The 12011-nt window shown below is 30.4% G+C and carries 10 protein-coding genes; 7 read left to right on the top strand and 3 right to left on the bottom strand.

Annotated features, from left to right (window positions below; genetic code table 11):
* Positions 1 to 74: 74 nt before the first annotated feature.
* Both tsaE and EYD46_RS05065 read left to right on the top strand, forming a co-directional pair.
* Complete coding sequence (gene tsaE / locus EYD46_RS05070; protein WP_229731274.1) at positions 75 to 491, top strand: tRNA (adenosine(37)-N6)-threonylcarbamoyltransferase complex ATPase subunit type 1 TsaE; 417 nt, start codon at positions 75 to 77, stop codon at positions 489 to 491.
* Between the two features lie 303 nt (positions 492 to 794).
* Entirely contained in the window at positions 795 to 1316 is a 522-nt protein-coding gene (locus EYD46_RS05065) for a hypothetical protein (protein ID WP_241657675.1), read from the top strand.
* A gap of 1 nt (position 1317) precedes the next feature.
* Here EYD46_RS05065 and EYD46_RS05060 read toward each other — a convergent pair whose 3' ends face one another.
* The gene (locus EYD46_RS05060) at positions 1318 to 3741 is read right to left on the bottom strand and encodes an outer membrane beta-barrel family protein (protein ID WP_130935979.1); all 2424 of its coding nucleotides are present in this window, start codon (positions 3739 to 3741) and stop codon (positions 1318 to 1320) included.
* A 187-nt stretch (positions 3742 to 3928) separates the two neighbouring features.
* On the opposite strand from EYD46_RS05060, the gene EYD46_RS05055 reads away from it, so the two are divergent.
* From EYD46_RS05055 to EYD46_RS05040, 4 genes are read left to right on the top strand one after another with little or no spacing between them, the layout of a single operon-like run.
* Positions 3929 to 5128, top strand: coding sequence for an alanine dehydrogenase (locus EYD46_RS05055; RefSeq protein ID WP_130935978.1), 1200 nt, complete (start codon positions 3929 to 3931; stop codon positions 5126 to 5128).
* A gap of 29 nt (positions 5129 to 5157) precedes the next feature.
* Positions 5158 to 5517 (top strand): DUF4258 domain-containing protein, encoded by a 360-nt coding sequence (locus EYD46_RS05050; RefSeq protein ID WP_130935977.1) that lies wholly within the window; start codon positions 5158 to 5160, stop codon positions 5515 to 5517.
* The gene (locus tag EYD46_RS05045; protein ID WP_130935976.1) at positions 5514 to 6107 is read left to right on the top strand and encodes a sugar transferase; all 594 of its coding nucleotides are present in this window, start codon (positions 5514 to 5516) and stop codon (positions 6105 to 6107) included. Before EYD46_RS05050 ends, EYD46_RS05045 begins: the two co-directional genes overlap by 4 nt.
* Positions 6108 to 6166: 59 nt before the next feature.
* Entirely contained in the window at positions 6167 to 7240 is a 1074-nt protein-coding gene (locus EYD46_RS05040; protein ID WP_165454341.1) for a UDP-N-acetylglucosamine 4,6-dehydratase, read from the top strand.
* On the opposite strand, the gene EYD46_RS05035 is transcribed toward EYD46_RS05040, so the two are convergent.
* Complete coding sequence (locus EYD46_RS05035; RefSeq protein ID WP_130935974.1) at positions 7237 to 8412, bottom strand: proline dehydrogenase family protein; 1176 nt, start codon at positions 8410 to 8412, stop codon at positions 7237 to 7239. The two genes, EYD46_RS05040 and EYD46_RS05035, sit on opposite strands and share 4 nt — an antisense overlap.
* 88 nt (positions 8413 to 8500) lie before the next feature.
* Between EYD46_RS05035 and aroB the strand changes: the two genes are divergently transcribed.
* Positions 8501 to 9568: a 3-dehydroquinate synthase gene (gene aroB, locus EYD46_RS05030; RefSeq protein ID WP_130935973.1), complete on the top strand. Its 1068-nt coding sequence runs from the start codon at positions 8501 to 8503 to the stop codon at positions 9566 to 9568.
* Positions 9569 to 9623: 55 nt separating this feature from the next.
* On the opposite strand, the gene EYD46_RS05025 is transcribed toward aroB, so the two are convergent.
* Positions 9624 to 11981: a GumC family protein gene (locus EYD46_RS05025; protein ID WP_130935972.1), complete on the bottom strand. Its 2358-nt coding sequence runs from the start codon at positions 11979 to 11981 to the stop codon at positions 9624 to 9626.
* Positions 11982 to 12011 lie beyond the last annotated feature (30 nt).

Below are 12011 nucleotides of genomic sequence, written 5' to 3'. Positions count from 1 at the left end.
TACAGAAAACATCGATGAAGTGCAAAATTTATTAGTTTTTTTAATTTTTTTTGTGTAATATTGCTTGAAATTGAATGATTGATTTGGAAACTACTTATAGTTTAAATGAAGTTGATGGTGTTGCAGAAAGGCTTATAAAAACAGTAAATTCTAAGACTATTTTACTTCATGGTAAAATGGGAGTAGGTAAAACAACACTTGTAAAAAGTATTGCGAAAGCATTAGGAAGTGCTGATGAAGTAAGTAGCCCCACCTTTTCAATCATTAATGAATATAAGGTAGATGAAGGTCTGCTCTATCATTTAGATTTGTATAGAATTCAAGATATTGAAGAAACATACAATTTCGGTATTGAGGAGTATTTATACACAAATCATTGGATTGTAATAGAATGGGCAGAGATCATTAAACCAATATTAGATTATAAATTTTGTGAAATTTTTCTAGAGGAAAATAATCAGAATTTAAGAACTATTAAAGTGAAAATTTAAAATATAAACTTAACCGATAGCCCAAATATAGCATAAGAAAACCAGCATATCTTACATATTTTTAAAAGATTACGGGAAACCCACAACGATATTTTTAAAAATCAATGTTTTTAACATTTTTTTAACATATATCAAAAGATACAGCCTTAGTCTTTACATACCTTTGGGGTAATTAATTAATTAAATCCCTTAAAGAAATGAAAACTAAAAAGTATGTAATTGCCTTAGCAATTTTCGGAGGTATGTTGTTTTTAGCAAGTGCTGCAAACACATACAATTCAAATGCAGATCAGACAGCAAAAATTGAAAAAAGATTATGCAAACCCGGTAAGCACGGATAAATACAGCATATTGCTAGGTAGTATTATAGCTACGCTAATAGCTATTACTCCCTATTTATTTTACTTATATGAAAGTGTTCCAGAGACTGAAACTTGGGACACTTTTTTATTTGTTTATCACAGTAACTTTTATGAGAATGCAAACTCGGCAATGTGGGTTTTAACAGGTAAGGTTGTACCTCTTTTTCTCATTTTTATATGGTTTTTTACTTGCCGTCATTGGTGGTATCATACTCTCTTGGTTCCTATAGTTATGTATCTCTATCAAATTTTAGGAATCTTCAATGAAGAAAATTCGTATCTAGATGAATTTCAACTCATATATATGATACCTGTTATGGCTATAGTAATTCCATCAATCTATTTAATAAGAGCTCGTATATTTAATAGAATGAACGAAGCAGATAAAAGCTTACAAGAGTTAGAAGATGAATTTAAAGCAACACCTAAGAATTTCTGGGGGAAAATCAAACAATATTTCTAAATTAATTTAGCTCTAATCTTTCTCTCTCCTTCAAATCAATTTCTTTCTTTTTGGAATTTAATCTGTAATTGCCTAACTTATAATTAAATCCTAATACAATTAGCCTATTTTCTAAATTGTCATTTACAAACCAATCTTGGTTTAAATATCTAGTGGTTTGGGTAAAGTTTCTAGTATTAAATATATCTCTCACTCCAATATTTAGAGACGCTCTACTATTCCAAAAGGTTTTATTTAAATTAATATCTACTCCTAGTCTACTACTAATATTACTTGGACCAACAAATACGGAGCTAATGTAATCTACACCAATATCAGCTGTTAGACTTTTATCTTTTAAAAAATTAAAATAATTAACTACACTAGCATATACAGACCACCTTTCATTATTTAAAAGTTCATTATTTGTTCCAACTGCAAAAAAATTATTTTCATAAAAAAATAAAGATGATAACACATAAATATTCCAATCTCTAGTAATTTCGGTATAAGTGGTAAAGTCTAAGCCATAAGATTCATTATGATCTATATTAGTAAATACATATTTTAACAACCTATTATCATTATCCTGAATAGGTAATTCTAAAGTTGGGTTTTTCTCATAACGGTAATAGATTTCAAAGGTATATTTATTTTTCAGAGTATAACCCAAGGTAAAACTATCATCTATTTCGGGAAGCAAACTTGGGTCTCCTGTAATAAACGCATTATCATTTAAAAAATATCGAAATGGATTCAATTGTCTATACCGTGGTCTATAAATACGTCTGTTATAACTCAAATATATTTCGTCTTCATTTTTCAAGCGATTTAAAAGATAAAAAGATGGGAAGAGATTTGTATAGTCATTTATATTTGTCGCACTTGTAGATAATGATTCTCCTTCGGTTTCAGTCACTTCTACCCGTAAACCCGTCTTTAAACTCCAACGCTCCCAGTCTTTTTCGTAACTAATATAAGCTGCATAATTTTTTTCATCATAAATAAAAACATCAGAATTGTCTAAATCATCCTCTCTAATACCATTTTCAAAACTAAATTGATCTAAAATATTGTCAGAATTTATACTTACTGCTTTTATTCCTGCTTCAAAAATTGAACCTCCTTCTGATGGTAATCTGTAATCGACTTGAGCTGTACTCAATTTAATATCTTGGCTTGAAAATGTTTGAAATCGATTATCTCTAAAAGATGATGAAGCGTTTGGTAAAAAATAGCCAGTATCTACATTTTGGAATTCAGAAAAATCATAATCTGTATGATGTAAGTCTATAGATAGTAGTTCGCCTTCTCTTTTGAATTTATGCTGATATCCCAATGAAAAAGCCAAATTAAATTTTTCTGAAACTAAATTATTAAAGGTTCGAAACGTAGAATCTAATGCTTGATTAGCACCAAATACTTCTGTTACGCTATTTACTCGAGTTCTGGAATTTTCTCTTGGAGCTATTAAAGTATTTGCTGTAAAGTTTAAACTGTTACGTTCATTAAAATCATAAGTGATTGTACCTGTTATATTTTGGTTATCTGACTCACGTTCTCGTTTAAAATCTGTTTCCCAACTGGATACTATACTATTATTATCAATGAAATTAATTTCCTCTAAATTGTTTCTAAAATCTTTACGAGGACTAATATTATAATTGATGTATGCACTTAGTTTTTTAGATTTAAAGAAATGACTTGTTCCTAATGAAAATTTAGGGAATTGAAATCCTTGTTGATAATTACCAAAAACACTACCATGGTAACCTGCAATAATATTTTTACTTGTTTTTATATTTAACACTGCTCCTCCCTCTGCATCGTACTTTGCCGGTGGATTGGTAATCACTTCAACTGACTTGATATTATTAGCTGGAGTTGCTTCTAAAAGTTGCTGCACTTCATCAATGGATAAATGTACCCGCCTATCGTTTATATAAACTACAGGAGACGTATTTTTTACAGAAATGGAACCATCCACGATGACACCAGGTGTGTGCTTTAAAACATCTAGAACATTACCATTGGATAAGGTAGAATTTTCAACATTAAAAACAATACGATCAACCAATCGTTTTACAGTAGGACGTTTTGCAGTAACAACTACCTCATCAAGAGTTTCCTCTGCTTTTTTTAAAACTATAGTTTTGAAATCAACATTTCCAATCAGATTTATTTTTGTGGAAAAACTCTCAAAACCTAAAAAACTTATGGTTAAAGTATATGTCTTTGCAGTTAAGTCTTCAAACTTAAAAAAACCCTTTTCGTCTGTGGTTGTTCCCAATACCCTATCTTGGTTTTGAGAATCCTCTAATATTACATTTGCAAATGCAACATCTAATTGATTTTCATCGTTTACAATCCCTTGGATACTGTAGTTTTGAGAGAATCCCCAAAAAGACAAAAATAAAGCAAAAAGTAGTGTGATTCTCCTGTACATAAACGATACGATACTATACAAAATTAGAACAATTAAATTAAAGTACAGTGGGCTAATACCGTAAGTTACCTAACTTATATTCTTACTTATTTGTTAATCAGCATACTGCACTATTAAATTATTCGCATTTAAAATATTTATAAAACCAAAAATATTTGTAATTTCAATTTTGATAAATATTTTTACGATGTCTCAATCCTTGTCGCCTTTTACAAAGCAACAATTACTTCCGCAAGAAGAAAAATTAGAAATTTTAAAACATAAAAGACAACTTTATATAGGAGTTCCTAAAGAAACAACTTATCAAGAAAACCGAATTTGCTTAACTCCAGATGCGGTATCTGCATTAGTAAGTAATGGCCATAAAGTTTTGATAGAGTCTGGTGCTGGTAAAGGTGCTAGATTTAGTGATAAGGATTACAGTGAAGCCGGAGCGGAAATTTCTAGTGATACTACAAAGGTATATTCGTGTCCAATGATACTTAAGGTTGAGCCCCCTAGTTTAGAGCAAATAAAATTGATGAACCCGCAAGCAATTTTAATTTCTGCACTTCAGTTAAAGACACAAACCAAAAAATATTTTGAAGCTTTAGCTGCTAAGCGTATTACTGCTTTAGCTTTTGAATTTATTAAAGATGAAGATGGCACCTACCCAGCTGTGCGTTCCTTAAGTGAAATTGCTGGTACAGCTTCTGTTTTGATAGCGTCGGAGTTATTATCAAATGACAAAAATAGTTTAGGCTTAATGCTAGGAAACATTAGTGGTGTTCCCCCTATTGAAGTAGTTATTTTAGGAGCTGGTACTGTTGGAGAGTATGCTGCAAGAAGCGCTATAGGTCTGGGTACTGGAATTAAAGTTTTTGATAATTCAATAACAAAATTGAGACGTATACAGACTAATTTAGGAAAGTCATTATTTACATCCACTATTCAACCAAAGAATTTACTTAAGGCACTAAAACGTTGTGATGTTGTTATTGGCGCTGTGAGAGGAATAAATAGAGCTCCAGTAGTAGTAACTGAAGCAATGGTACAACACATGAAAAAAGGAGCCGTAATAATTGATGTGAGTATTGATATGGGGGGGTGTTTTGAAACCAGTGAAGTAACATCTCACATAGAGCCAACTTTTATAAAACATGGTGTTATACATTATTGTGTGCCTAACATACCTGCCAGATACTCCAGAACTGCTTCTATCTCAATTAGTAATATTTTCACACCCTACCTTATGAAAATAGCTGAAGATGGTGGTATAGAAAATTCTTTAAGATTTGATAAAGGTCTAAAAAATGGGTTGTACTTTTACCACGGTATTTTAACTAATAAATCTGTAGGCGAATGGTTTGACTTAAAGTATAGTGACATTAACCTGCTAATTTTTTAATCTACCGTTAACTCGTTTAAACTTTGTAAATGAAATTGATACAACGTATAGGCTACTATCTTGGTGGTTTCGCTATAGGATTAATAATTTTAGCTTTTTTCTTAAGTGGAAAAAAAACATCTTGCGCTTATGGTCCTGAAGCAAGAGTGTTAAAAAACATTAACTCAAAACCTTTTAAATACTCCAATAGTGCGTTACAAGAATTTGATACAATTACGATTAAGTCTTTGATAGAGACAGGAGATGTAAACTTTTCCAAAAGCGAGCCAAGGCAAGAACCATGTGGCACTTACCTAATTGAAAGCCTTCTAAACGATAAGGATATAGAAATAATTATCGAAAATTGCGATAGTCTAGTTACCATTACTAATCTTTCTTTCCAAGAATGATAAAACGTGTGTTTGATCTTTTTTTTGCTTTGATAGGTTTAATACTGCTATCCCCTTTCTTAATTATTATTGCTATAGTTATAAAATTAGATTCTAAAGGTCCTATTTTATTTATTCAAGAACGTGTAGGTCAACATAATAAGGATTTTAATATTTATAAATTCCGAACTATGTACCTTAAATCTCAAAAAAAAGGGTTACTTACTATTGGCGACAACGACTCTAGGGTTACCAAAATAGGATACTTCTTAAGGAAATATAAAATTGATGAATTTCCGCAACTAGTTAACATCATCAAAGGCGAAATGAGTTTTGTAGGTCCAAGGCCTGAACTTAGATATTATGTTAATTTTTATAAACCTGAGGATTTAATAATTTTTAAATTAAAACCAGGTATTACTGGTTTAGCTTCTTTAGAATATAGAGATGAAGTAGAATTATTAAAAAAAGCTGAAGATCCAGAAAAGTACTTTATTGAAACTATTATACCTGACAAGCTAAGTTATAATAAACGTTATTTGAAGCAACGACACTTCTTATTTGATTTAAAATTAATATTTAAAACCATATATAGAGTTATAGCTAAATAATCTAAATTGGAATATCCTTTAATTATTAATAATTTCACATCGTAAGTGTTTTTATGAAAATGGATATTGAAGTTTTTAAAAGGATTAAAGGTTTAATTGAAGCTTGTGGGCTACTTTCAGAGGGTAAAATTACAGTTAATACCTCTTCAAACTATGACTTTTCAGAAGAAACTATTTTAATAACCGGTGCAGCTGGTTCCATTGGAAGTGGTCTAGTAAAAAAGTTATTATCATCACAATTCAAAAAACTTATTTTAGTAGATAATGCTGAAACACCATTGTTCTTTCTTAAACAAGGCATTACCAATAATCAATCAAACAACATAAAGTTTATCTTAGGAGACATTAGAAATAAACCACAAATGTCCCATATCTTTAAGCTCTATAAACCAACTTTAATTTTTCATACAGCAGCATACAAGCATGTAGCGCTCGTTGAAGATAACCCGTATGAAGCTGTAAAAACAAATATTTTTGCAACACAATTACTTTCTCAATTAGCTCTAGAGTATTCCTCAAAACGGTTCATTTTTATTTCAACTGATAAAGCTGTTAATCCTGTTGGAGTAATGGGAATGACAAAATCTATTGCTGAAAAATATCTAACCAATTTGAATAATAGCTCAACATATACCAAGTTTGTCTCTGCGCGATTTGGAAATATTTTTGGTTCTAATGGTTCTGTTGTACCACTATTTATAAAACAACTTAAAAAGGGCGAACAAATAGCGATTACAGATAAAGAGGTTTCAAGATTATTTATTGATATGAACGAAGCTTGCTCCCTTATATTAGAGCTTGCTAAACTTAATATTAAAAATCATAGCAAAGTTTCATTTGATATGGGTAAGCCAATAAAGATAGTGGATTTAGCTAAAGCACTAATTTCTATATTAAAACCCAAGCATGAAACATTAATTAATGTTACTAAACTACATCCAGGTGAGAAGCTTCATGAGTCTATCGTAGCTAGTAATGAATCCCTTATAAGTTCTGGAAACGAAAAGATATTTTTCCTTATAGACAACAATCACATAACTAAAGATTTAGACATAAAAAGGCTCGATAGCATTAATAACGATACTTCATTGGATATGATAAAAAGTTTACTAATGGAGATATGCGGAACTTAGAGTAGTTTTCGCCTCTGCTTTTCTTTCTTAATAAGTGCTAATTCCCTACCTGTTTGTCCAGCTACTGAAGTGTTTTCTTCTGCTCTCCTAATTAAATATGGCATAACATCTTTTACTGGGCCAAATGGTACGTACTTTGCTATATTATAACCTAGATTTGCTAAATTAAAACTTATATGATCACTCATGCCATATAACTGGCCAAACCATATACATGGATCATTATTCAAAATATTTTTTTCAGACATTAATTTCATTAACAAATAACAACTTTCTTCATTGTGAGTTCCTGCGAAAATAGACATACAATCTAGATAGTCTGTCATATATCTTAATGCTGTATTAAAGTTCTCATCAGTTGCCTGCTTACTTTTACAAATAGGAGATTTATATTTCATTTCTTTAGCTCTATCATTTTCCTTTTCCATGTAAGCGCCTCTCACAAGTTTATAACCTAAATAATAACCATCAGTTTTAGCTTTCGCATGTTCATTTTTCAAGAAGTTCATTCTATCATGCCTATACATTTGTAATGTGTTATATACAATTGCTTTTTCTGTGTTATATACTTTCATCATTTGGGTTATCAAAACATCAGCTGCGTCTTGTATCCAGCTCTCCTCGGCATCTATCAAAACTGCAACATCATAAGCTTTAGCTTTTTTACAAACAGCATGAAATCTGGCTTCTACTCTTTTCCACTCTTCAGTTTCATCAATATTTAACTTCAAATTTTTGTTTTTCTTTTCATAAAGTTCAAAGCGCCCAAAACCAGATGGTTTAAAAACAGCAATAGGAATAGCATCTAAAGCTTTAGCAAATTCAATAATTTTTAAGACTGTTTGTAATGCATTATCGAACTCCTCCTCGCTTTCTTTTCCTTCTACTGAATAGTCTAAAACAGAGCTTACACCTTTTTCATACATTCTATTTATCACAGGCAAACAATCCTCTTCATTTATACCGCCACAAAAATGATCAAATACTGTAGAGCGAATAAGACCTTCTATAGGTAAATTAGCTTTTAAAGCAAAATTAGTTGCAGCGGTTCCAATTCTCACTAAGGGCTCAACCGAAATCATTTTAAACAGAAAATAAGCACGTTCTAACTCAGAGTCGCTCTTTAGACTAAATGCAATATTGGTATTATCAAAAATATTCTTGTAAAGCATATCAATGTTTTCACAAATATAATTATAGTACCATTACCAATTTTATTAAAATCTCCTTAATTTCGCACGCAAATTAATCAATTTAGATATGGACTCCATAACTGCAAATAGTGGTATAATTCATTTCAATGAAGTTTGTTATCCTGCACTAAACCAACATATAAAGAAAAATAATTTTTCCAAGATATTTATTCTTGTAGATAGTAATACTCATGAGTATTGTCTTCCTTATTTCTTATCTAATCTAGACAGCTCTAATAGTATAGAAATTATAGAAATTGAAGCAGGTGAGATATATAAAACCATAGAAACATGTGTTGGAGTGTGGAACTCTTTATCTGATCTAGATGGAGACCGAAAAGGTTTACTGATTAATATCGGTGGAGGCGTTGTTACTGATTTAGGAGGTTTTGTAGCTTCTACATTTAAAAGAGGCATTGCATATATCAATGTACCTACTTCGCTATTAGCTATGGTTGACGCTTCTGTAGGTGGTAAAACTGGAGTTGATTTAGGGACTTTAAAAAACCAAATAGGAGTAATTAGCATACCAGATATAGTTTTAATAGACACTAAATATCTTGATACACTTCCTCAGGAGCAAATGAGGTCGGGATTAGCGGAAATGTTAAAACATGGGCTAATTAGTAATGAAATCTATTGGAATAAATTTAATAATTTTTCTGAGCTTACTTTAGCAGATTTAGACGAGTTGATTTACGAATCGGTTTTAATTAAAAAAGATGTAGTAGATAAAGACCCTAGAGAAAATGGGCTAAGAAAAACTTTAAATTTTGGACATACCTTGGGACATGCCATAGAGTCTTATTTTTTAAGTAACCCTAGCAAGGTAGACTTACTCCATGGAGAAGCAATAGCCATAGGCATGATTTTAGCCATTTATATATCTAAAGAATTAGTTGGTTTTCCAGAAAATAAAGCTAAAAGTATTAAAGAGTTGATTCGTAAATACTATGAGAAAGTTGAATTTGAGGACAATGACTATACTTCAATTATAGAATTGCTTAAATATGATAAAAAGAACTCTCATGGTAATATAAATTTTGTTCTACTGGAAGATATTGGTAAGACTAAAATAGATTGTATAGTTGAAGAAAATGTTATTTTGGATGCTTTTGATTATTATTCTAATTAAAAATTAAATAGTAATAAAAAAGACCTGATAGTTTAAACTATCAGGTCTTTTTTATTTATGTTCTTTTTAGCGAATACCATTTTTTCTTTTTAGGAGCACCATAATACCCATATTTTGCACCATAACCAAAGTTAGATTGTTTTACATCATTTACAACTAACATCATACCATTGAGCTTATTGGTTTCATGAAGTTCATTCGCAAAGTTTAAAATCTCTTTTTCTGTATAATTAGCTCTTGTTAAGTATATAGTATGACCCGCATACTGACTTATTAATATTGTATCTGTCACTAACATAGATGGAGCTGTATCTACGATTACGTAATCGTATTCTTTACTTACTATATCAAATAATTCCTTTACCCTATCTCCCATCAATAATTCTGCAGGATTAGGCGGTACTTTACCTGACAATAATACATCTACATCAATATCATTTACTTTATGTCTATTTATTATATCATTGACTTGTAGAGAGTTCTCTACTAAAAATTCTGTCAGCCCATTTTTAGAATCTTTATCTTTTACAACATTCTTTATAGCTGGAAATATTTGCGGGTTTCTAATATCTGCTCCTACAAGTAGTACTTTTTTTCCTGTATTCGCTATAGTTAATGCCATATTCATACTAAAAAATGATTTTCCTTCTCCATTAATGGTAGAAGTCACAAAAATTACATTATCATAATTTTTAACTTTTCTACCTTTCCGAATGTAATCAGCATTTGTTCTAATTATTCTAAATGATTCTGATAGAATTGAACGGTCATTTATTTCAATAAGCATTTTATTACCTTTATTAAGTCTAGGTATTTCACCTAATACTGTAATATTTCTAAGCTTATTCTGTAAATCTTCTTTATTATGAATTTTGCTATCTAATAAATCTTTCAAATAAATAAAACCAAAAGGGATACATAAACCTAAAACAAAAAATGTAAAATAAGTGATAGAAGAATTGGGAGATACAGCAAAATAGTTAGAATGGGCGGAATCAACTATTTTGGCATTAGGTGAAGTAGATATTAGTGAAATCGTAGCTTCTTCACGTTTTTGCAAGAGATAAAGATATAGTGACTCTTTAATACCTTGTTCTCGTTGAATATCTCTAGATTTTCTAACTTGACCTGGAACTGCATATATTTTCGAATTCAATTTTGAAGATTGATTTTCAAGACTTTTAATTTGAAGACCAACTGTTTCAGCTGAATTATCTAATCCATCTTGTAGACTATTTTTTAAAGATTTTAGTTGTTGATCTAAATTAACAATTATAGGGTTTTTCTCGTTTGAACTTTTTAAAAGTCTGTTACGATTATCTAATAATTCATTATACTTTGAAGCTATAGTATTAAGAGCCCCATTTGCTAGACCTATATTAGCAGGTATTCTTTCAAAGGAATCAACATTTAGCTGATTCTTCATGAAATTTATTTTATTGTATTCAGTACGTGCTGTAACTAAACTTTGTTCTGTTTGAGCATTAGACTGTAAATACAGACTAGCTTCTGACGAAATATCGGTTAATTTATTGCCTGTTTTAAATTGTTCTATTTCGTCATCAACTTTCCCTAAATCAGAGGCTATCAAATTAATTCTTTTGTTGATAAATTCAGCCGTATTGTTAGATTTTGCACTTTTTTCCTCAATTGAAGTTCTATTGTACTCATCTATCAAGGTGTCTAATACTGCTTTAGCCTTTGAAACCACTCTATCATCAAGGGATAAATTTAATACCATAGAAAATTCTGAAACCTGTTTTACTTTTACAGAAGCTCTATAGGATTCGGCAACTCTGTTGATAGGTCTTAATCGAAAATAAAAAATTTGATTAATAAAACTTGATAAGTTACTGGTATTGGGAGTTATTAAAATATCTCCAATAGGTGAATCTACATTTTTTCCAAAGTACCCCTTCTTTTTTAATTCTTGCTCTCCTACTAAATAAATGATATCAAATTCTGTTTCAGAAATCACGTTTAGACTAAAATCTAACTTAGATCTATTAATAAGTGTATCAGACTCTAGAAAATTGATTTTCAATGGAGCTTTTGATAAAGGAAAATATTCGGTATTATGTATACGACCTTGAGCAAAAAAAGTTTTATTTAAATCTAAACGTTTAACAACACCCTCCATTAATCTTCTAGACCTTAAGACTTCTATTTCATCTTCAACTTTTTTACTATCCTTGTTAGGTATCTTACCTAAATCTTGAAGAACCTCTTCTGCGGGATTAGAAACACCGTTATCACCTACAAGCATAATTTTTGCATAAGCATTATACTCTGGAGCTGTATACCTTAGCTTAAAGAAGGCCAGTGTAATAAATATTACACAGCTCAAAACAAACCATTTCCATTGTTTTAGATAGATATTTATTATTTTTTTTAAGTCAATATTTTTATCCATCGATGTAGGTTTTAAATTTTTGTGTCTAAA

Origin of the sequence: Hyunsoonleella pacifica (assembly GCF_004310335.1) — a bacterium.
In the GTDB taxonomy this organism is placed as follows: Bacteria; Bacteroidota; Bacteroidia; order Flavobacteriales; family Flavobacteriaceae; genus Jejuia; species Jejuia pacifica.
This window is presented reverse-complemented; position numbering and strand designations above follow the sequence as displayed.